Origin of the sequence: Actinomadura soli, from assembly GCF_005889715.1 — a bacterium.
In the GTDB taxonomy this organism is placed as follows: Bacteria; Actinomycetota; Actinomycetes; order Streptosporangiales; family Streptosporangiaceae; genus Spirillospora; species Spirillospora soli.
Map to the genome: position 1 here is coordinate 35,371 of NZ_VCKW01000006.1, position 22,503 is coordinate 57,873.

Consider the following 22,503-nt stretch of genomic DNA (forward strand, 5'->3'; position numbering starts at 1 on the left):
TCGCATATCTCACCCATTAATGGCCTGTCGTGAACAATGTGGCGCTGAGGTCGATCGCGATGATCCCCCTGGTCGTCCCGACCGCCAGCGTCGCTCCGCCGCCGGTGCGCAGCCGGGACGCCGGGTCACCGAGGCCGTCGGCGAGGTCGCACACCGGCAGCCCGATCGGCAGGGCCCGGACGAGCAGCCGCGACTCCGGGTGCCACAGGCACACCGTGCCGTCCATGCCGCCCGACGCCAGCAGGGCCGCGCCGTCCTGGCGGGTGACCACGGCCACCGCGCGCACCTGGCCGGCGTGGCCGGACAGCGGCGCGCCGGCGGGGCGGCCGGACGCCGGGTCCCACAGCCGCACGAGATGGTCCGACCCGGCCGCGGCCAGCAGGTCGGGGCCGCCCTGCACCGGTACCGAGCACAGCGACCAGATCCAGGTGCCGGGCGCGGCCGGCAGCGTGCCGGACGCGGACCCGTCGGCCAGGTCCACGAGCGTCACCCGGCCGTCCTGACCGCCGCAGGCCAGCAGCGACGTCCGTGACGTCCGCACGACGCACAGCGACTGCACCGGGCCGTCCTGCACCCGCGCCGGCGGCACTCTCCAGCGGCCCGTCCGGACGTCCCACCGCCCGACCGTGCCGTCGCCGTAGCCCACCGCGATGGCGTCCTGGTCCGGCACGGCGGCCAAGGCCAGGACGGGCGCTTCAGCCAGTACCGGCGGGTGCACGGGTGCCGGGCGCCGGGGCTCTGCCCCATGCGGATCGGCGGCCCGCAGGTCGACGGCGTGCAGCGTCCCGTCGGCACAGCCGATCACCACGACGCAGCCGCCGGGATCCGGGACGCACACGGTCACCGCGTGGCCGTCCCGCCACACCGGCCGCCACCGCGGCGCGTCCGGGCGCCATGTGCTGAGCACGCCGTCGCGGGAGACCAGCAGGCAGGCGGGCCCGGCATCGCCCGCCATCGGCCGGACGACCCCGACGCTCAGGGGACTGTCGTCCAGCGGGGCGCCGCGCAACCGGGAGGTGGACGGATCCCAGACGCGGACGAGGCCGTCCTGGCCCGCGGACGCCACGTGGGCCGCCCCGCCCGGCACCGGGCCGGGCGGCAGAGTGCAGATTCCCCAGCCCGTCCCGGCGTGGCCGGACAGCGGCGGCCCGGCCGGGCGCCCGGTGTCCGGCTCCCAGAGCCGCACGCAGCCGTCGTCGCCGATCGTCGCCAGCCTGCCGTCCCCGCCGGGCACGAAGCAGATGTCCCACAGCGAACCGCTCTGGGTGACCACCGGCGGCCCGGCCTCGCTCCCGGTCTCCGGGTCCCACACCCGCGCGGTCCCGTCGTCGGACGCGGTGGCCAGCCACACGCCGCCGCCGGGACGGGGTACGACGCACATCGCCATCACCGCGCCGGGATTCGTGCTCGACGTCAGGTCCGTCATGGCCGCGGCCCCGGGTCTCCAGTACCGCAGGACACCGCTCGCCGAGGCGCTGAACACCGTCACACCGTCGTCGCCGTCCGCCACGCACGCGGCGTAGACGTTGCCGGCGTCCTGCGACAGCACGGTGGCGGCCTGCCCCGGGACGGCCGGGTCCCACAGCCGGACGGTCCCGTCGCTCCCGGTCGTGACGAGACCTTCGCGACCGCCGGGCAGCGGCACGCGGCAGGACGACCAGACCGGGCCCGCATGGCCCGTCATGGGCGGCCCGGCCTGTGCCCCCGTCTCCGGGTCCCACCGGCGGACGGTCCCGTCGTTCCCGGTGGTCACGATGAGGGCCGGACCGTCGGGCGGGCTCACGGCGCACACCGACCAGACCGGGCCCACGTGGCCGGCCAGCGGCGCGCCGACCGGCAGCCCGGTCACCGGGTCCCAGCGCCGGACCGAGCCGTCGGTCCGGGTGGCGGCGATGATCGGCCGCGGGCCGGCGCCCGTCAGGAACGCCGCCCTGGTCACCGGGACCGGACCGGTGGCCGGTGGTTCCGGCGCCAGCGCGCCCGGTGAGACGTCCCAGATCCGGAGGGTCCCGTCGGCGCCCGCGGTCGCCAGCAGCCGGGCGCCGGACAGGTCCCCGGTCAGCCCGCACACGCCCCACACCGTGCCCGCGTGCCCGTACAGCGGCCAGGTGACCGGGGCGTCGTCGGCCATGAGGTCCCAGAGCACGACGACCCCGTCCCCGCCCACGGTGACGAGCTGGTCGCCGCCCGGACCGGGCAGGGCGCACCCGCGCCAGATCGGGCCCGCGTGCCCCGGCAGCGGCGAGCCGACCGGTTCCCGGCGGCGCGGATCCCACAGCCGGACGATTCCGTCGACGCCCATGGCCGCGATCAGGGTTCGCCTGTCGGGGGCGCGCACCACCCGCACCTCCCAGACCGGGCCGCCGTCGCCGCTCATGGGCGGGGCGGTCTGCCGGCCGGTGAGCGGATCCCACAGCCGGACGGTCCCGTCCTCGGCCCCGGACACGATCAACGGCGCGGCGGCGCCCTCGTCCAGCCAGAGCGGGCACACGCTGAAGACGGGCCCCTCGTGCCCGGTCATCGGATCGCCGACCGGGGAGGACGTGCGCGGATCCCACACCCGCACCGTCCCGTCGCTCCCGGCGGTCACGAGCAGGTGACCGGACCCGGCGACCGGTATGGCGCAGACCTCCCAGATCGTTCCCTCGTGGCCGGTCATGGGACGGCCCACGGGCTGCGCGGTCACCGGATCCCAGAGCCGGACCGTCGCGTCGTCGCCCACCGTCGCCAGCTGCCCCCCGACCGCGCACACGTCCTCGACGGCGCCGTCGTGCCCGGTCATCGGATCCCCGATGGGCGCGGCCGTGAACGGGTCCCACAGCCGGACCGTCCCGTCGTCCCCGACGGAGACGAGCAGCTCGCGCCCGTCCTGGCCCCGCGCCGTGCAGACCGCGTTGGCGCCGCCGTCATGGCCCGAGATGACCAGGTGCGGCTGCTCGGGCGGCAGCGCCGCGCCCGCCACCCCCCAGGTCGCGGTCGGCTCCTGGACGTGGTGGGCCGGATCATGGGTCAGCATCGACAGGTGCCGGAGCCCGGCCCGGTCGCCCGGGTCGGCGTCGACCAGCCGGGCCCGGGCCGACAGCACCGCCGCGAGCCGCGGCGGAATCGGGCGGCGTCCGAACAGGGAGGTCGCGATGTCGCCGGCCATCGCGTTGGGATCGAGGCTGTCGAGCACGGCCCGCCGGCCGCCGAGCTCGTCCCACAGGTCGGCCTCGGCGATGTGCGCGGACAGGTAGCGGCGCAGGTAGCTCGAATCGATCGGGGACGCCCGGCCCGCGGCGCGCAGCAGTGCCGCCGCCGTCGCGCGGCACCGCTCCCGGTACTCGTGGGCGGGGACGGACGGCGCCAGGAAGTGCTCCACGAACGTGCGGTGGGCGAGCCGGTACACCGTCTGGCCGGCCTCGCTGGTGACGGTGATGTAGGCCGGTGCCCGATCGATCAGGTCCTGGATCACCGCGCGGTCCACCGGCGGGCCGGTCCCGTCCCCGGCCGCCGGGAGCAGTGCCCCGGCGGCGATGCCCCACACGTCGTCCTCGATCGGCAGCCCGCGCCCCTTGGCCTGCGCCAGCGCCTGGATCAGGGGCACGAAGGCGTCATGCTGCCGGCCCAGCCGGGCGACGACGGCCGAGAACAGGTCCCGGTGGGTGCCCGACAGCAGCCGGCCCAGCGTGTGGGCACGTCCCGGGTCCAGCAGCGAGGGATTGTGGATCAGCTCGTGCACCGCCAGCCGGGCGAACAGGAACCGCTCGTTGCGCTCGGCGATCGCGTCGGCGGCGGCGGCGATCCACTCGTCGCGCGGCGGGTAGTCGCTGATCGGGGTCCGGTGCTCGCCCGGGTGGTCGCGCGCCTCGCGCAGCCGGCGCGAGACGTAGCGGCGCATCGCGGTCGGGTCCGGCCGCAGCGCCCGGACGGTCGTCGCCGTCCCGCCCACCGCCAGGGCCTTCAGGAGGTTGTCGTCCGTGGCCGGGTGGTCCGGTGTCTCCGCCGTCGACGGCCGGGTGCCGAGGACGATCCGCAGGCTGGTGCCGGCGGCGAGCCGGGCGAGCGCCCGCGCCGTGTCGAGCGGGTCGACGGCCTCGTCCAGGGCGTCGGCGAGCAGCGTGTACGGCGCGTCCCGGCGGAGCAGCTCCGCGTGCAGCCAGTCGAGGTCGTTCGCGAGCCCGAGCAGGGGGTCGCCGGCGCTCGGCGGGGGCCCGCACCCGGCTCCCTCGGCGATCCGCCCGACCGTCTCGCGGATGGACAGCCCGGACAGGTGCAGCGCGTGGTCGAAGGCGCCGTCGGCGGGCGCGGACGGCGCGGGCAGCGGATCGATCAGCCCGCGCCGCAGCAACGCCTCCCGCACGTCCGGCAGGGAGTGGATCAGGAGGGTGCCGAGCAGCGCCGACTTGCCGATGCCGGCGGGCCCGGTCACCACCATGACGCCGTGCCCGTGCCGGGAGATCCAGCTCACCACCTCCGCGCACTCGTCCTGGCGGCCCTCGAAGAACCAGGAGATCTCGCCCTCTTCCGCGCTCTGCGCCTTGGACAGGAAATGCCTGCGCTCGTCGGTGCTGAGCTGGGTGAGCGCGTCCTCCAGGTAGCGGATGCTGTCCAGCGGGCCGGACAGCGACGCCGGCGGCGGAGCGGCCCGGACCAGCGCCGCGTCGCCGGGCTGGAACAGCTCGACGAAGCCGCCGGGCAGCAGCGCGGCCAGATCCTTGCAGATCTCGTAGAAGGTGATCTCGGCCCGGTCCTTGTACGTGCCGCGCAGCAGGCACCTCAGCGCCTCGCTGAACCGGCCGAGCGCGGTCGCGCCGTCCGCCGAGACCCCGACGAGCAGGACGCGCGCCACCCGGTCGACGGAGCGGTGCATCGCGCCGGCCATCAGCTCGGCGAAGCGCGCCGACCGGCACGCGTCGATCACCACGATCGCCCAGGCGCCGTCCGCGGTGAGCTGCCGGCTGATCACGGCGTCGGCGAGCTGCTCCGGGCTCACGCCGAAGGCCCCGACCTCGGGCGGGCTGGCCGAGTGGGCGAGGGCGGCCGAGGTGTCGTCGGACCAGCCGTGACCGGCCCAGTACAGCACCGAATCGCCAGGGCGCTCGGGGCGCGCCCAGGTCAGCAGGCGCCGCTGGACGGCGTTCGCGTCCCGCTGGTCGAGCCTGCCGGGCCAGCGGCGGTGCACCGGCTCGAAGTCCGCGAGCAACTCCAGCACCCGGCCGACCTCGGCGTCCACCGGCAGGTCGGGCAGGTCAGGGTCCTGGTACCGGCCGATCGCCATGGGGAACAGCTCGAGCTCCGGCGGCGGCACGGCCCCGTCGATCGCGGCTGGCACGGCCTCAGCCGCCGCTCACCAGGAAGAGCTGCGTCACCGGGCTGGCGCCGCCTCCCGCCACCCGGAGCCGGTACAGCCCGGGTCGCCGCCCGCCGATGACGGCCCGGTGGCCGTCGCCGCTCCGCTCCAGCTTCGGCGCCGCCGCCTGGCGGCCGGTCTCCGCGTCGGTCACCCGGCACGTGACCCGCGCGGGATGGCCGGCCCCGGTGACGGTGAAGGGGATCGGCTCGCCGGCCGGGACGACGTCCGGCACGTCGAGGCCGAGCCGGGTCTCGCCCTGCCACGGCCCGGTGTCCCGGTCGGCGAGGACGTCGGACGCCACCACCAGCGCCTCCGCGCAGCGGGCCATCGCCCCGTGGGTCTGCGCGAGCGGCTGCCCCGTGCTGTCGCGGATCCAGGCGGAGTCGCGGGGGACCGTGCCGTCCCCCCTCCGGTCGGCGCGCTCGACGCCGCCGTCCGCCGACGGCCGGCACGTATACCGGTGCCCGGCCACTACGCCGTCCTTCAGGGTGACCGCCTGGACGGTGGGCTGGTCGGTGCCCACCACCCGGACGTGGCCGGACGGCAGGACCTGCTCGCGGTCCGCCGCGTCGCGCGCCGAGTCCTGCCACAGGCCGGGGTCCGCGTCCATCCCGGTGATGTCCGAGGCGGTCAGCGCCCGCGCGTCGGCGCCGGTGTCGACGCACCGGTACGTCGGCAGGAGGTCGTAGACGCCGGGCAGGGTGACCGCCAGCTCACGCAGCCGGCGCGCGGGCAGCGCCGGCGAGCCGCGTCCCGCCGCCAGCAGCAGCGCCGCCTTCGGGGCACCGGAGAACGGCGTGCCGAACGTCACGGTGGCGCGCACGTCGTCGGCCGCGCCGGAGATCAGGCCGAGCTGCCGGGCGAGGAGGCCGCCCATCGAATGCGCGACGACGACAAGCCGCGCGGGACCCTGGTCGGCACTCGCCCGGCGGGCGGCTTCGCAGGCCGGATGCGCCCGCCAGCCGGTCAGATGCCGGTCCGCCGCCTTGGCGAGCAGGCCGGCGTTGTACGCCACCGGAAGCCGCCAGTCGTACGGGAACGTCGCGACCGCCGCCGGGTCGGCGCAGACCTTGCGCAGGCCGGTGACCAGGTCGGTGTAGGGCTCGAAACCGCGCAGCAGCGGCGCGAAGGCGGGGAACCGCAGCAGGCCGCCCGGCCGGATGCGGCCGTAGCGGCCCGCCCGCTCCTCGTCGGTCAGGCGGAGCCGGGCGAGCGAGCGCCCCGATGTCCACGCCTGGACGTACCAGCGCGGATCCCGCAGGCCCCAGAGCTGCTTGCCGCTCTCGTCCTCGACGAGCTCGGACCCCATGATGCCGGGCACGATGAGCACGGCGTCGTAAGCGCTGATGTCACTGCCCTCCCCGTACGGGCAGCCGGTGCGGCGGCCGCAGACCGTGCTCTCGCGGTCGCGTCACGCCGGTGTCCGCGCAGGGTGAGCGGGCGTCCCGAAAGATGTCCACTACGCCCCCGCCTTCGCCATGATCGCGATTCGACCGTCCCGCAGGAGCACACCCAGCTAAACTTTTATCGGAAGATCGCGCGATATGTCAGTAAGCGCAGTGCGACGACCGAAGTCGGCCATGACTTCTCCGGCGATGGGCCCGCCCGTTCGCCCGGTGCCTCGGCGGACGGGGGCGCCCTCGCCGGCGAGGACTGGTTGATCATGGCCGGATCGTGACAGCGGGCCATTTTGTCAAAAGTCATCGGCGCGGACCGACCGGGACATACTTACACTTGCCGCGAACGGGGTCCGGATGGCGGGCCGGCGGGGGAGGGGAAGGCACCTTTGCACGGTGTCGGCGACCGCATTAATGCGGTTATCGAGGCAAGGCGCGCGCAGGTACCGGTCATCGAGCGGGAGATCTCGCAGTGGGAACGCGTCCTGCGGATGCTGGACGATCTGGCCGCGACGATCCGGGAATGCGAAGCCGCCGAGGAGGGGCAGGCCGCGGCCGACGCGCTCGCCGGTATGGACGTCGCGGCCCTGAGCGCCCAGGCCGCCGGGGCGCTGGGCGCCTTGACGGCCGTGCGTGCGAAGGTCGGGCGCCGCACGGTGAACATCGGCGTCAGCGGCCGTGCCCGCAACGGTAAGAGCACGCTGCTGCAATCACTTTCGGGCCTGTCCGACGAGCAGATTCCGACGGGCCGCGGCCAGCCGGTGACCGCCGTCCGCAGCCGTATTCACCACTCGGTTTCACGCGCCGACGCACAGCTGACCATGCATTCCGAACAATCCTTCTGCGATGAGGTGCTGGGCCCTTATCACGCCGTTCTGGGATTGTCCTCGGGACCGCGGTCACTGGACGAATTCGCCGCCCATCTGGTAGGGGACGGCACGGAAAACGGGATGCCGGACGAATCGCGGGAGAACGGCCTGCGCGGCCACCCGCAGTTCGCCCCGATGCTCGCCCGGCTCCGCGAGATGCGCGAATCCCTGGGCACCTTCCGCGGCCACCTCACCGGGGGCGTGCGGCAGGCCGACCTCGCCGACCTGCGCGGCTGGGTCTCCTACCCGCCGCCGGACGACGGGTCCGGCGCCGCGCCGGATCGCCGCTACCTCGCGGTGCGGGACGTCCTGATCCACTGCCCGTTCCCGATCGAGGACGTGGTCGCGCTCGGCCTGGTGGATCTGCCGGGGCTGGGAGAGCTCGTCCCGCACGCCGAGGAGCACCATCTGGCGGGCCTGGAGAACGAGGTCGACTTCGTCCTGATGGTCAAGCGCCCGACCGACACGGGCGCCCTCTGGTCGGTCGAGGACGCTCAGGCCCTGGAACTGGTCAGGCGCGCGGGCGGGGCCGTCGCGGTCCGCGACTTCATGGCGATCGTCGTTAACACCGGCGGCTGCGACCAGGTCAACATCGACGCGCTCAACGCCGACATCGACAAGCGGCTGAACGAGGGCGTCCAGGGCCGCTTCCACAACGTGATCAACGTGGACGGGGCGGACCGCGCCGAGGTCCGGACCCGGGTGCTCGCCGGGGTGCTCGACCATCTGGCGACCGCCCTGCCGCGGATGGACGCCGCCTCCATCGGCCGGGCGCTGGAGGTCGGCGCGGCGGCGCGGCGGGACGTCCTCGCCGCCGTGGAGGACGCGCTGGCGCGGCTGCGGTCGATCATGACGCCGACGGCCACCGAGGAGCTGATCGCCCGCGCGGAGGCGCTGCGCCTGGAGGTGGCCGAGTCGCTTCAGGCATGGGTGGACGAGCTGCGCAGGCGCGCCGACGAGGGGTATGAGGACGAGGAGTTCCATGCCCGGGTCACGGAGGTCGCCGACGACGTCCGCGCCTGGATCCTCGACGGGTTCGGCGAGGGCGAGGAGGCGTGGACGGGCAGGGCGCTCGGGCAGATGCGCCTGCACAAGTCGAGCGCGTCCTTCGCCGAGGGCGCCCTGAACGGCATCCGGGTGGAGGTCTCCCGCAGGTTCAGCGCGATCGACGACCTGCTGGCGCGGCGCCGCGAGCGGTTCTGGGGCGAGCTGATCGACGCGCTCGGGCCCCGGCTCGGCCGGTTGCTGGAGGGCGACGATCCGCAGCGCGCGCTGCAGGGCCTGGCCGAACGGTTCCGGGAGTCGCCGGAGCCCTGCCCCGTCCTCGGGGAGTCGCTGGACCTGGTGCTGGACGTCCGGCTCGACTACCGCACCCGGGTCCTGCCCAAGGTGCGCCGGGCGCTGGAGGTCCTGCTGCCGCAGTCACGCGGCGACGCCGCCGAGCTGGCCGCGATGCTGGCCGTGCCGCGGACCCCGGAGGGCGCGGCGGAGCTGTTCGTCGCGGTCTCCCAGCTCGCCCGGCAAGCCGCCTACGACGCCGGCAAGGTCCTCGCGGGCGAGCCCAACGTCAGCGCGGCGGTCCTGCACGCCTACGGGGAGCAGTTCGAGGACACCTTCATCCGCTCCGCCGCCTCCGAGACCGAGTTCCGGCGGATCGCCGAGGCGTTCCGCGATCAGCTCTGGGACGAGCACGCCGCCGGGGCCGCCACCGCCACCGCCCGGGTCCAGCGCGTCCGGGTCGCGCTGACGCGGCTCAGGCAGACGCTGCGCGACCCGGCGACCTCCACGCAAGCGGTGACCACCACGCACGGGACGGCGACCATCACGCACGGGGGGACACAGGGATGAGCGAACCGTTCAAGGCCGCGGTCGTCGGGCCGTCCCGGGTCGGCAAGACGACGCTGCTGACGGCGATCCTGGCGGACACCGCCGAGCTTCTCGCGGGCACGCCGGTCAGCGTCGCGCTGGACGAGGCGACGGCGAGCCGGGTCCGCCGGCAGAAGGGTCACCTCCGCAGCGCGATCGAGGCCGGCGAGTTCGACGCGGCCGCGCTCGGCGGGACCCAGGCCATGTCCGTCTACGAGATCAAGCTCCAGGCCGACGGCGACGTCGGGCTGGAGATCCCGTTCCGCATCCTCGACTACCCCGGCGGGTGGCTGGATCCGGACATGCGCGCCCGCTCGCCCGAGGCGGGGAAGGAGTGGCCGAGCTGCGAGGCCCACATCAAGGACAGCATCATGCTGCTGCTCCCGATCGACGCGGCGGTGCTGATGGAGGCGTCGACGCCGGCGCAGCGTGCCGCCGTCCCGGAGCTGCTCGGCCTGGTGGACGTCGAGGCCGTCGCCGAACGGTGGGCCAAGATCCGCAACCAGCACCCCGCGGAGCCGGCGGTGCTGCTGCTGGCGCCGCTCAAGTGCGAGAAGTACTTCTCCGACAACGGCGGCGCCGGGCAGGAGGCCGGCAGGCTGCGCAAGCTGGTGCGCGAGAAGTACAAGGAGGTCCTGCGGATCGTCGCCGCCGAATGCAAGGACCGGATGGTCCACGTCGTCTACGCCCCGATCGACACCTACGGCTGCGTCGAGCTGATGGAGGCCGAATGGCTGCGGCTCGGGTCCGGCGGGCTGGACTTCCGCGGGCACTACCGGTTCCGGGGGCGTCCGCCGACGATCAGCGTGAAGGCCGCCGGGACGATCATGCAGGAGCTGTGCCGCGCCATCCTGGACACCGAGATCGGGCGGACCACCGAGAGCATCGACGCGAGCCTCAGCGCCTACACCAGGCTGCTGGAGCGCAAGGCCGCGCCCAAGGGCGGGTTCCTGAACACGCTCAGCTACTACCTCGGCAACGAGGTGTGGGAGAACCGGGCCGGGCGCCAGCGGACCCAGCAGGAGATCGCGCGGGCGCAGCGGCAGCGGGAGCAGCTTCGCGAGGCCGTCGAGAAGCTGGTCGCGTCGCCGTCCGACGACCGCGTGGAGGTGTGGTAGCCGGTGCGGCCCTACCTGATGACGCGCGGGATCCCGCGCGACCTCGACTACGCCTTCGTCGGCGCGTCGCCGGCCGACCCGTGGTGGTCCCCCGGCGGTCGCGAACTGGTCGTCCTGGAGGAGCCGGCCGTGCTCGCCAGGAGCGCGAAGGGCTCGCTGGGGATGCTGGTCAGCGGGTTGCCCTCGTCCCGGCGCGACGTGCTCGGAACCCGCATCCGGCACACCCTGGTCGTGGACGCGCTGGAGGCGGACCCTGCGCTGGCCGGGCGGCTGGCGGCCACCGCGCTCGACCCCGCCGGACGTGAGCGGCTCGGCAAGGAACTGGACGAGATGCTCCCCATCGGGAGGGTCGAGGCGGTCCTGTCCGGCGACGCGGACGGCTCCGAGGTCGGCGGCCTGCTGGAGCGCCTGCTCACCGCGCCCGGGTGGGAGACGAAGCCGGACGGGAAGGGCGCCGACCGCGAGGGGTCGTGGGCGGCTCCGCTCGGCGATCCCGGCGCCCGCGCGGCGTTCCTGGCCCGGGTCGCGGCGCTGGCGGAAGGGCGCGAGGGGCACGCGTTCGTCTCCCACTCCCTGACGAGCGTCACCGGTGCCGGACGCGCCGCGGCGGAGCTGCCCGGTCACACCGCGATCCTGCTCGCGGACGGGGAGATCGGCGGGGTGGTGGAGCTGGGAAAAGTCCCGGGAGCCGTGGCGGCCCCGCCACGGCGGAGCGCCCCGCCGAGACCCGTGCCGATCATCGCGGCGGGGAGCCTCACGCTGGTGATCGCGCTGGCGGTGCTGGCGATCCTCTTGCTCTGATCGGCCCGGACGAGTGGTTCCGCCTGAACGTTCAGGTCGGCGCCCTCTGGTGGACGGGATCGGTGACCGTGTCCCCGCCGCGCCTCCACGGAACCATCGCCCCGTACGGCACGGCCGACGAGGCCCGGATCGAAGGCCGGTTCGACCTTGAGCCCATCGGGCCCGAGGCGGCGCGGATCCAGCAGTCCCCTCTCGGCGGACTGCTGGAACGGGCCCTCAACGTGGATCCGAAGGGGATGCTGAAGTTCGGCTTCGGCGAGTTCCGGGTGAGCGCCGTGATCGCCGGGCGGAAGTGGAAGAGGATCCAGGTCCTGCGGAACGAGCAGGTGCTGCCCGCCGTGGTCGAGTGCGACGAACTCCTGGGCCGGCTCGACGAGCTGGTCCGCGCGGTGTCGCCGGAACTGAACCGGCTCGCGGGGCGCACCGCCCGGGGCCCCGTGGAGAAGGCCGTGCGCCACTGGCGGATGGCGCGTCTGCACCTGGGCCTCGGCCGGTTCGACTCGGGTGGTGCCGAGGCGGAGAAGGGCCTCGGCGCTCTGCGGCACACCACCTCCGGCGGGCCCCTCACGGACCCGCACCTGCGGGAACTCGGTGAGGAGCTGGTCACCCTGCTGGACGAGATCGACCGTCCCAGCGAGGCCCGAAGGATCCGGGAGCTGCTAGACGACGCCGGAGGGTGACCGGCGGCGCAGGTAGGCGTGGAGGGCCGCGCCGATGACGAATCCCGCCCCCGCGGTCGGCCACGTCGCGGCCGGGGAGGCCAGCCCGCCGAGCAGCGCCGGCGACAGCCAGGCCAGCACCAGCCAGGCCAGGGCCGCCAGCATCAGACCGGTTCCAGTGCGTTCCAGCAGGCCCGCCGCGCGGCCGTGCCCCGGGAACGCCAGCCGCGCGCTGACGGCCGAGGCGGCCAGGACGATGCCGCCGAGCAGGAGGACGATCGGGGGTTTGACCGGCCCCGGCACCGGCACCTTGAACCCGAGGGACTGGATCGCCGCCAGGGCCATCAGCAGGCTGCTGATCACGGCGGTCTGCAGGAGACCGAACATCTCGTGCCGCCGCCGTCCCGCCTCGTCGCGTTCATGGAGCCGCCTCCGCAGCAACCGGTCGGCGATGGCGCCGACCTCGTGCACGCGGTCCCGGGCGGCGGTGAGGTAGGACTCGTCGTCGTCGAGACGCTGGACCAGCCACGCCGACAGGCCCTGGTCGTCGTGGAACGGACCGTACGGTTGCGCGGCGTGCCCTGAGACCTCCGCCCAGGTGGCCATGTTGGCGGCCGCGATCTGCACGCTGCGGCGCATGGTGCGCAGCCCGGCGAGGGCTTCGGCCAGCCCGGCCTCGTCGGCCTGCAACGAGATCAGCCGCCGGTCGGCCGCGGTGAGGCGGGCGTCGTCGTCCGCGGCGGGGCGGGTGCCGTCGGCCGCCTCGGTGACCAGCGGCAGGACGTCGTTCAGGGTCCGCTCGGCGCGCCGCCGGATCCGCGCGAGATCGCGGCCTCCGTCCCAGACCCTCAGCTGGTAGCGCACCTTCGCGGCGTGGAGGAGGTACCGGACGACCGGGGCCGGAACCGGGCCGCCCACCATCCAGATCGACCTGCTGAGAGCCGCCTTGCGGCCGGCGGGCGCGACGGCCAGCAGATGCCGTTCGGCGCGGGTGTCGACCCGCGGCGAGATCTCCCACAGCCTCCACCCGGCCGACGTCACCGTGTCCTGCTCGTGCCATCCGGTGGCGGACGGCACGTCGGGCGCCGCCGTGCGCACGGCCTCCCGGAGCCTGCCGGGGTCGGTGTCACGGGCCTCGGCCCAGTGGAGGTACACCGCGCCCAGGAAGTCGTCGGGCAGCCGGCCGACAGCGGACCGCCACCTGCCGTGCAGCCGCCGCCACGCGTCGGCGCCCTCCGCCTGGTCGGTGCCCTCCGGCGGGTCGGCGTCCAGCGACACCGAAAGGATCCAGACCTCGTGGTCACGGGTCAGCAGCGCCTGCCGGGCACCGCCGCCCTCGTCCCTGTTGCGCATCGCGGCCACGGGGCCGGCCGGCAACGAGTGGAGCGGCTCCGCCGGGAACGCGGTGGGAAGGCCCGTCCTGGAGACCGCCTCTCCCATCGCGAGCGCGTCGGCGCACGCTCGCCAGACCTCGCGGAGCGCTTGAACGGCGGCGGTGGCGCGGGGGCCGTCCACCCTGGCGAACAGGTGGACGACCAGGCCCCGCTCAGCGGTCATCGTCGTCGGCCGGCTGGGCGAGCATGTCAGAGATCCGGTCGCGGAGTACCTCGGCGCGTTCGCGCACCGGTTCGGTCATGGTCCCTTCGTCGCCCTCCTCGCCCAGCGGCAACATCCGGGTGGGGTCGGCCGATTCGACGGTTTTGACGCTTTCACTCAATGATTCGACGTCGCCGTCCGCCAGTGCCCGAATCGCGATGTCCAGCGCCGCCTCGACCTCTCGCCAGCGCCGACCGGACATCGACCATTCCCGCATCTCCCGCAAGATGTCCAGCAGTTCGGCGGCTTCTTCGGCTTCGGTTGGCGACAAATGCAATTCCTCCGCTGCCGTGACCGATCTCCCACAAGTGGGCGCTATCGACGTATCCTATCCTGGACGACCGCGGGAAAAAGGTGGGCCGGGTGACATTTCGGCGATGGGTCGAGGGCGCCGGCAGCGTGGCCCGTACGCTGCGAGCCGAGGCGGGGCTGTGGCGCGCCCAGAGCGACGACGACCCCGCCGTCCTGGACGCCGTCGTCCAGCACCTTCGCGAAGCGCTCGACAATGCCCCGCACAACCCCGATGGGATTTTCGGCCGGCCGCACATGCTGAGCGACCTTTGTTTCGCCCTGCGGCTGCGCTTTGAGCGCGGCGGTGCCGTCGAGGACATCGACGGCGCGGTCGCGGCGGGGGAGCAGGCCCTGGGCGAGGCGTTCTCCGGCCATCTCGCCCGATCCGCGATCCTGGCCAATCTGAGCGCGGCGCTGCTGAGCCGCCATGGCCGCAGAGGCGGCGGGGCCGACCTGAACCGGGGTGTCGAACTCGCGGAGCTGGCGGTGGAATCGACCCCGGCCGGGAACGGCGAGCGGCCGAAGTACCTCTCCAATCTCGGCAGCGCACTGCGGAGTCGCTTCGAGGAGACGGGCGTCCGCGCCGATCTCGATCGCGCCGTCGAACTCGAACGGCAGGCGATCGAGGCGTTTCCGGCGGATTCGCCATTCCGGCCGGGCGTGCTGGCCAATCTCGGTGCCGCGTTGAGCGCCCGCTTCGACCTCTACGGCGACCCGGCGGACCTGACCGGCGCCGTCGACGCGCTGCGGCAGGCCGTGGACGCCGCACCGCCGCGGCACCCGAACCGGCCCGGCGACATGTCCTCGCTCTCGGGCGTGCATCTGAGCAGGTACGAGTACCGGCGCACGGCCGGGCCGGGCGGCGCGTCCGACGATCTCGACCGGGCCGTCCATTACGCCTCGTCGGCGGTGACCGCCACCCCCGCCGGGCATCCCGAGCGGCCGGGACGGCTCGGCAACCTCGGCAACGCGCTTCTCGCCCGCTACGAGGCGCACGAGAACCCCGAGGACATCACCGCGGCGGAGGCCGTGGTGAAGGAGGCGCTGGAACTGGCCGACGCCGAGATCCCGGACCATTCCGCCCTGCTCGACTGCCTCGGCGGGGTCCTGGCCTACCGGCACCTGGTGTTCGACTCGTCCGCCGACCTCGATCGCGCCATCGAGGTCACGCGCCGGTCGGTGGACCGGCTCCCGTCCGGCCACCCCGGCCAGGCCGCACGCCGCTGGAACCTCGCCTCGCTGCTGATCCACAGGTCCCAACGCACGAGGGACAGCCGGGACGTGCGGGAAGTGCTGGTCCAGTTGCGGGCCGCCGCGACGAGCCCCACCGCGGCGGTGGGCGTCCGGATCCGTGCGGCACGCCGGTGGGGAGCCGTCGCGGCGTCGCTCGGAGATCGCTGGGCGACCGCGGCCGAAGGATACGCCGAGCTCATCTCGCTGCTGCCGCTGCTGGCCTGGCGCGGGTTGGACACCCCGCGCAAGGGGGAACTGCTGGCCGAGTTCGCTTGGGTCGCCGCGGAGGCCGCCGCGTGCGCCGTCCAGGCCGGAGACCCGCGCCGGGCGCTGCGGCTCCTGGAGCAAGGACGGGGCGTGCAGTGGGCGCAACTGCTGGAACTGCGCAGCGACCTGTCCATGATCGAGGCGGCCGACCCCGGCCTCGCCGCCGAGATGGTCTCCGTGCGGGACGCGCTCGACCGGGTGGAGGTCGGCGCGGCCGTCGAGGGGGGCGCTGCGTGGCTCCCCCGGATCACCGACGAACGGCTCCGCCTGGCCCAGCGCTGGGACGAGCTGCTCGCCCGCGCCCGTGAACTGCTCGGCGCCGGCTTCCTGAACGCCCCCGACGTCGCGGATCTCCAGCACGCCGCCGGAGGCGGACCGGTCGTGGTGGTCAACGCCAGCGTCTGGGGCTCCCACGCCCTGATCGTCACCGCGGACGACGTCCGGGCGGTGCCGCTGCCGGAGCTCAGCGAGGACGCGGTCGTCGAGAACGCCAACCGCTTCATGGCGACCATCAACGCGTTCGACCAGCGCGGCCTGGCGGAGTTCCCGGGGCTGGAACAGGCCATCGCCGACATCCTCGGCTGGCTGTGGGACGCGGCGGCGGAGCCGGTGCTCGCCGAACTCGGCCACACCGGCGCGCCGGCGGGAGACTGGCCCCGGGTCTGGTGGTGCCCGACGGGGCCGCTGACCGTCCTGCCGCTCCATGCCGCGGGACGCCACCACCTCGACGGGGAGAGCGTGCTCGACCGCGTCGTCTCCTCCTATCTCCCGACGCTGCGGTCGGCCGCCCCCGCCCCGCCGGCCGGCGGGGAGCGACCGGCGCCCCGCGTGCTGCATCTGGCGGTACCAGGACCGGCCGGGTACCCGCCGGTCACCGGCCTGCGCAAAGACCGTGAGCTCCTGGCGGAACTGCTCCCCGAAGGGAGCGTCACTCCGCTCTACGACCCGGACGTCGAGCCCGACGCGGTGTACAAGGCGTCACGAACGCACAGCGTGCTGCACTTCTCCGGCCATGCCACCCAGGACATCGCCCACCCGCATCGAGGGGGCCTGCTGGTGGGCGACAGCATCCTGACCGTCCCGCGCCTCAGCGCCGGTCACCCCGGAGAGCTGGCCTTCCTCGCGGCATGCCGGACGGCGCTGGGCGGCGTCCTGATCCCCGACGAGGTCGTGACGATCGCGGCGGCCTTCAACCACGCGGGCTGGCGGCACGTCATCGGCACCCTGTGGCCGGTCGGCGGGCGGGTCGCCGCGAAGATCGCAGCCGGGGTCTATCCCCGCATCGTCACAGACGGGAGGGTCCATCCCGACCGTACGGCGCTCGCTCTGCACCTGGCGGTACGCCACCATCGGGCGCGCCGGACGGACCGCCCCAGCCAGTGGGCGGCATTCGTCCACCTCGGCGATCACGGGGCGGGGCGCCGCTGAGCGTCGAGGATGAGGTCGAGCTGGGCCTGGCTGGCCAGAGTGTCGGGGTGGTGGACGCCGAGAACCCGGGTGCGGCCGTCCAGCACGGTTCGTCCCGCCTCCTCCGCTTCTTCCAGCCTCCCCAGCCGATACAGCACGACGGAGTGAACACTGCGGCTGGCGAGGGTATCCGGGTGTTCGGGGCCAAGAATCTGGATGCGGCCGTTCAGCGCGGCCCGCCCTTCTCGCTCGGCTTCCTCTATCTGGCCGAGTCCGCTCATGATTATCGCGAGGTTACTGCGGCTGGCCAGGGTGTAAGGGTGTTCGGGGCCGAGTACCAGAATGCGGCCGTTCAGTGCCGCCTGCGCTTCCTGTTTGGCCTCTTCCAGGCGCCCCAGTTCGCCCAGCACTGTCGCGAGGATGCAGCGGCTGGCCAGGGAGGATCGGTGCAGGTCCCCCAAGACCCGTATGCGGCTGCTGAGCACTCTCCGCCCCTCTTCCTCGGCTTCCTCGAAGCGCGCAAGATCGCGCAGAATGGTGACGAGGATGCTCCGGCTGGCAAGAGTGTGAGGGTGTTCGGGGCCCAGTACTTGGATGCGGCTGTTCAGCACCGCCCGCGCCTCTCGTTCGGCTTCGTCCAGCCGCCCGAGCCGGCGCAGCAGGGCAGCGAGGTTGCTGCGTCGCGCGAGGGCATCGGGATGATCGGGCCTGTGCCGATCGTGTTCGGTCGCCTGGCGCAGGGCATGTTCCGCCAGTTGATAGCGACCCTGAGAATAGGCTGCGCCCGCAATGCTGAGGCTGTCGGCCGGACTCGCATAGGCCAAAGCGGTGATGAGGGTCCGTTCCGGAACGTACTGCCCGGCGGGTGTGCGTCGTTGGACGACGTCGATGAGATAGTCGAAAACCTCGAACGTGTCGTTTCCGACGGGATGCAGCAAGGCATTGCCCGAAGGGCGTAGGCGGGTGGCCCATTCCCATGCCCGGTCCTCGGGCTCCGGGCGAAGGCGTGCGCCACCCCGTTCGCTGAGATAGCCGACGTGCAAGTCGCTGAGGAGAGCCCGGGGAAGCGGGCTGGTGTAGCCGGCCCGGCAGCAGTCGATGGCGGCCTCGATCAGCGACGCCCCGCGCGGGTGAGTACCGCGTGCCCAGGCGTTCTCCCACTCTCTCAACAGTTCCGGGCCGCAGGCGAGATACTCAGCGAGCCCGTAACTGCCGGAGTGGACAAGAGCGTCGCTTATTCGTGGGTCCTCCTCGGCCATCTCGCGAGCCCTGCCCCGCTCGGTCCCCGTGAAATTTCGTTCGAGAAAAATGCGGTCGGCCTGATCGAGTACCGCTTGGGTGTCATATTGGAGCTGGCGCCCTTCCTCTCCGGGAGCGGTCTCGGCGCCGGTGAGGCGGCTCTCTTCCGCGGCGCGGAGGGTCGCCAAAATGATTCTGTGGTGATTGTTCCCGGCGAGCAGCTCTGTGATCGCCATGCGGGTGAGCCCCTCGGAACCCAGATAATGTTCCATGTCGTTCAACCACAGTACGCATCGTCGCATCTTCGCGGCGGCCTCGATGGCCGCGGACAATCCGTCCCTGCCCTCGGGTGCGATGAAAACGTGGTCCGGCAATGTCGCTCTCATGGCCTCGTAGGCGGTCCTAGTTTTTCCCGCCGTGGAATCACCGACCAGCAACAGGAAGCCGGAGTGGTTCAGCACGTCTCGGAGCCGGAGGTCGATATCGCGCGGCACATATACCGGCACCCGGTCGCGGCTGAGCGGATCACCGTCTTCCGTGGGGTCGCGCAGCGGCGCGGGATGCACGCCGACCGCGATCGGGTCAGTGATCTCCCTGACCCGGGGAAGTCTCCCGCCCGGCGTGAAGGTCCCCGAGGCCAACTGCTTGGCCTGCTCGTCGCGGTGTTGCGCCAGTGCTGTGAGCCGATCCCTGCCCACCCAGGCGAACAGCGCCGCGACGGGACTGATCGCCGCCGCAGCGGCCAACGCGCGCCAGTCCTGGACGTTGGCGATGGCCAGTAGCGCGGGGACCGCGACCAGTAACCCCGCGCTCACCGCCAGCAGCCCGTACCAGCCGGCTCGCCGTTGCCGCATGCCTGCTCCCGCCAGGTCCGGTATCTGGATGATTACGTTAGCCGCCGGCCCGTGGAACAAAAGGTAGATTGCCACACTCGGTCAGACGTCCGGCGAGAGAACCAAACCGCTAGCGCGAAGGTAAGCGCCGCAGAAAGCGCCGGGCCGGAGATCGCCGCACTGCGCGGCGAATCGATCACTATCGCCTTTTCCAATGGGGTTGTCTTGGGTGCTGCGGGTTCGTGATCGCCATCATTTTTTGTTCTCGTCTCCTGCGGGCGCCCTCGCGGCGGTGAGGTCGGGCCTTGCCCGGCGATCGAGGTCGACTTGTCCTGGTTCATGGGTGAACGGCCTGACAGCGCCGGTGTCCTGTGGGTTAGATCGGAGAGGCAGCGGATCGAACGGCGAAAGGCGGGTCGGGTGGCGGTTCGTCGGGTGGCCCTGCGGGTGGTGACGGCGGTCGCAGGAGGGGTGATAGTGGCCGTTGCGGTCAACCAGGTCTTTAATGGCAGCAAATGGAATTGGCGGGCGCTGGGCATCGCGGTCGGGGTCGCGGTCGGCGCGGAGCTGGTCAACCATTGGCTGGATCGCCAGGACGCGATGGAAGGGGACGACCCGCGTCCGGCCGGGGGCAAGGTGTCGCGGCGGCGTTACCTGCGACGAGTCCGCCTGTCAGTGGAACAGATGGAGACCATGGGCCTGGTCACCCAGGCCGATCTCGTCCTGCGGACCCGGCAGGTCTACGTCGATGTGATGCTCCGGCCGAGGACCGTCGCCGACGCGACGACCGACAGCGGTATCGGCCCCGGCCCGTCGTCTCCCACACCCGGGCGCCGGGCCCAGCTGTCGTCGTTCCTCACGGCCGGGTGCGTCCTCGCGGTCCTGGGTGCCGCTGGATCAGGAAAGACCACTCTCGCCCGCTACACCGCGTTGGAAATGGCCGAGCAGCGACGGTGGCCGTGGCATCGGGAGTTCTGGCGCCCCCGCATTCCGGTCCTGCTCTACCTGCGCGAGCACGCCGCGGCGATCCTGGCCTCCGAGCCCGAGGACCTGGCCCAGGTCGCCGTCGATGCCCGGGGGCTGCGCAGCGTCGTCCCCGCCGGGTGGCTTCGCCAGCATCTGGAGAGCGGCCGGTGCGTGGTGCTGCTGGACGGCCTGGACGAGGTCGCCGATGCCGACGACCGGTGGCGCGTCATCAGCTGGGTGGACGACCAGATCAGCCGGTTCCCCGGCAACTCGTTCGTGGTGACCTCCCGTCCGCTCGGTTATGAGCCCAACCAGCTGTCCCGTGCTGACGTGCTGCAGGTGCAACGCTTCACCTACCAGCAGATCCGCGACTTTCTCAGCGCCTGGTACCGCGCCATCGACCGTCGCGCCTACGAAGGCGACCAGCAGGAGATCGACCGGGGTGCCGCGGAGTCCGCGGAGAAGCTGTTCAACCTGATCAGTACCAGCCCCGCACTGTACGACCTGGCCGCCAACCCGCTGCTGCTCACCATGATCGCCAGCGTGCATCGCTATCGCGGTCAGCTCCCTGGCAGCCGGGTGGCGCTCTACGAAGAGATGTGCCAGGTACTTCTTCATCGGCGGCAGAGCGCCAAGGGGCTCAAGGATTCCACAGACCTCAGCGGGGACCAGAAGGAACGCATCCTCCAAGAGCTCGCCTGGCACATGATGCGCCACACGCTCCGCGACATCCCCGCCGAAGACGCCCACCGTGCCATCCGCCGGATTCTTCAGCGCACCGGACCCGAGCTAAGTGCCGATTCCTTCCTCGACCATGCCCGCCGTAGCGGCATGCTCGTGGAACGCCAGCATCGGCACTACGGATTCGTCCACCTGACCCTGCAGGAGTTCTTGGCCTCCGCGCTCGTCCCGCAGCACCCGTCGCACCGTCAACGCCTCATCGATAAAGTGCGCGACTCCTGGTGGCGTGAAACCACCCTTCTGTGGGCGGCCCGTAATGATGCCAGCCCCGTCGTCGAGGCCTGTTTGGCCGCCCGTACCGTCACCTCGCTGAGCCTGGCCTACGCGTGCGCCGACGAAGCACTCGAACTCGAGCCCGACCTTCGCGCTCAACTTGACGAAATGCTCACCGTCACTCCGACCGATCCCAATGAAATCAAGCTCTTCAACGGTATTGCCGCGGCCCGGGAGCTCCATGACACTCGCACGCTCAACGACAACGGGGTGCAGCTGTGCGTCAACACCGTGTCTCAAGATCTCTGGAACCGGTCCACCGGCCAGCTGAACACCTCAGACCCGCTGACCCTCAACCGCGCACCGGCCACGCACTGGTGGCCCCGTGACATCGACCCGTTTCTCACCTGGCTGAACAGCCACTTCTCTGATGGAACCAGCTATCGCCTGCCCACAACGGAGGAGGCGCACCAGGCCGCCGCCAACTCGCTGCTCCCCGTCACGGCGATCTGGGCAGGCAAGAACAACAAACCACACCTCTTTTCCCCGCCTCTACTGAACCACCCACTCCTACCCCCCAGCCGCAAGGTCGCTGCCTACTCCGACCTTATTCTTGATCACACCCATCTCTTTTTCCGACTTCTCTTCAGTCGCTCAAGCCTCAGCTTCATCCAGCTCCTCACTTACGCCCGGCCCAGAGACCTCACCCGCCCCGATCACCAATTACTGACCGCCCTCGACCTCGCTCTGGCCCTCAAGCATGCCGAGTACGGCCTCTCCGCCCGCACCATCACTCTCGCCCGCGCCCTCAACCTCGACGTCGGCGGCGACAGCGGGCGCGTCCTCGCCCGGAACGCATCCGCCATCGCTCGTAGCCTCGGCCCCGAAATCGGCCTCGAACTCGGCTCCGACAACGCCCACAACCTGGGCCGCGCGCTCAACCTCGACCGCGATCACGAACGCGCCCTCAACCTCGCCCTCTACCTCGACCTTGACCTCAATCGCGCCACCGACCGCGCCCCCGGTCTCGAACGCGATCTTCGCCGCGCCGTCCTCCGCGACCCCGACCACGACCACGACCACAGCTCGGGCACCGCGATTCCACTCGACATGGACCTCAGGGTTGCTCGGGAATTCGCCCGGGCCGGGCTGGCGACGTTTGAAACACGGGTCGTCTTGCACGTCGCCCATGCCTGTAATCGGCTTGCCGCGGTCCTGTCCGCCTTTGCCGCGTCCGACCAAAGGCCACGAAGCCGCGCGGAAAGCGGGGGTGTTTTCCACCAGCCCCTCTCCAGGGCCTTGGCAACCGTCCGCGAGCACGAACCGGTCAACGATCCGGAGGCCACGTTCCAACAGATCCTCAGTCTCATGAACACGTACGGCCCACAAGAGTCCGTGCTTCTCATCGAGAACGCGCAAGCGCTGGCCGCGCCACTGTGGGACCGCGGTCGGCAAATCCAGCAGCGCGATCTGGTCCTGGCCGCCACCTTGCTCCTCGCGGTCTTTGTCGATGCGCCAAGCACACGCCGTCTTCCGGAATTGAATCAGCACCTCAGCGGCCTGCTCTGTGCGCTTATCGCGCTCACGCCGCGTGGGGACCACGCCAGCGCGGCCGACTCCGACCGACTTCTCGTCCTGGTCAAGAACTGAACCGGTGCGTATGCCCGGGTCC

Annotated in this window: 11 protein-coding genes; 6 read left to right on the forward strand and 5 right to left on the reverse strand. The window is 72.3% G+C overall.

Translation table 11 applies throughout. The features are described from left to right. Nucleotides 1–16: 16 nt before the first annotated feature. Both ETD83_RS02380 and ETD83_RS02385 read right to left on the reverse strand, forming a co-directional pair. The gene (locus tag ETD83_RS02380) at nt 17–5,314 is read right to left on the reverse strand and encodes a WD40 repeat domain-containing protein (protein ID WP_138643377.1); all 5,298 of its coding nucleotides are present in this window, start codon (nt 5,312–5,314) and stop codon (nt 17–19) included. 4 nt (nt 5,315–5,318) lie between these two features. Beyond that, nucleotides 5,319–6,665 (reverse strand): esterase/lipase family protein, encoded by a 1,347-nt coding sequence (locus ETD83_RS02385; protein WP_138643378.1) that lies wholly within the window; start codon nt 6,663–6,665, stop codon nt 5,319–5,321. 456 nt (nt 6,666–7,121) lie between these two features. Here ETD83_RS02385 and ETD83_RS02390 point away from each other — a divergent pair, with 456 nt between their 5' ends. The 4 genes from ETD83_RS02390 (at nt 7,122) to ETD83_RS02405 (ending at nt 12,066) form a co-directional block, all read left to right on the forward strand. Continuing rightward, the gene (locus ETD83_RS02390) at nt 7,122–9,449 is read left to right on the forward strand and encodes a hypothetical protein (RefSeq protein WP_138643379.1); all 2,328 of its coding nucleotides are present in this window, start codon (nt 7,122–7,124) and stop codon (nt 9,447–9,449) included. Further along, the gene (locus tag ETD83_RS02395; RefSeq protein ID WP_138643380.1) at nt 9,446–10,585 is read left to right on the forward strand and encodes a hypothetical protein; all 1,140 of its coding nucleotides are present in this window, start codon (nt 9,446–9,448) and stop codon (nt 10,583–10,585) included. The genes ETD83_RS02390 and ETD83_RS02395 overlap by 4 nt, the downstream gene beginning before the upstream one ends. Before the next feature lie 3 nt (nt 10,586–10,588). Continuing rightward, entirely contained in the window at nt 10,589–11,386 is a 798-nt protein-coding gene (locus ETD83_RS02400; RefSeq protein ID WP_138643381.1) for a hypothetical protein, read from the forward strand. A 62-nt stretch (nt 11,387–11,448) separates the two neighbouring features. Next, nucleotides 11,449–12,066 (forward strand): hypothetical protein, encoded by a 618-nt coding sequence (locus ETD83_RS02405; RefSeq protein WP_138643382.1) that lies wholly within the window; start codon nt 11,449–11,451, stop codon nt 12,064–12,066. On the opposite strand, the gene ETD83_RS02410 is transcribed toward ETD83_RS02405, so the two are convergent. Then, nucleotides 12,046–13,602: a CATRA conflict system CASPASE/TPR repeat-associated protein gene (locus ETD83_RS02410; protein ID WP_138643383.1), complete on the reverse strand. Its 1,557-nt coding sequence runs from the start codon at nt 13,600–13,602 to the stop codon at nt 12,046–12,048. The genes ETD83_RS02405 and ETD83_RS02410 overlap by 21 nt on opposite strands. Then, entirely contained in the window at nt 13,592–13,912 is a 321-nt protein-coding gene (locus ETD83_RS02415; RefSeq protein WP_138643384.1) for a CATRA system-associated protein, read from the reverse strand. Before ETD83_RS02415 ends, ETD83_RS02410 begins: the two co-directional genes overlap by 11 nt. A 92-nt stretch (nt 13,913–14,004) precedes the next feature. Between ETD83_RS02415 and ETD83_RS02420 the strand changes: the two genes are divergently transcribed. Continuing rightward, on the forward strand, nt 14,005–16,860 hold the full coding sequence (locus ETD83_RS02420; RefSeq protein ID WP_138643385.1) for a CHAT domain-containing protein: 2,856 nt from the start codon (nt 14,005–14,007) through the stop codon (nt 16,858–16,860). On the opposite strand, the gene ETD83_RS02425 is transcribed toward ETD83_RS02420, so the two are convergent. Then, nucleotides 16,839–18,932, reverse strand: a complete 2,094-nt coding sequence (locus ETD83_RS02425) for a tetratricopeptide repeat protein (protein WP_138643386.1) — start codon at nt 18,930–18,932, stop codon at nt 16,839–16,841. The two genes, ETD83_RS02420 and ETD83_RS02425, sit on opposite strands and share 22 nt — an antisense overlap. Before the next feature lie 456 nt (nt 18,933–19,388). Here ETD83_RS02425 and ETD83_RS02430 point away from each other — a divergent pair, with 456 nt between their 5' ends. Next, nucleotides 19,389–22,481 carry an NACHT domain-containing protein gene (locus tag ETD83_RS02430; RefSeq protein ID WP_171063981.1) on the forward strand — a complete coding sequence of 1,031 codons (3,093 nt, stop codon included), beginning with the start codon at nt 19,389–19,391 and terminating at the stop codon, nt 22,479–22,481. The last annotated feature ends 22 nt before the right edge of the window (nt 22,482–22,503 follow it).

Excerpts from the sequence above, each read along its gene's own strand:
- ETD83_RS02395 (WP_138643380.1), top strand. The coding sequence starts at position 9,446 with ATGAGCGAACCGTTCAAGGCCGCGGTCGTCGGGCCGTCCCGGGTCGGC.
- ETD83_RS02410 (WP_138643383.1), bottom strand. The coding sequence starts at position 13,602 with ATGACCGCTGAGCGGGGCCTGGTCGTCCACCTGTTCGCCAGGGTGGAC.
- ETD83_RS02425 (WP_138643386.1), bottom strand. The coding sequence starts at position 18,932 with ATGCGGCAACGGCGAGCCGGCTGGTACGGGCTGCTGGCGGTGAGCGCG.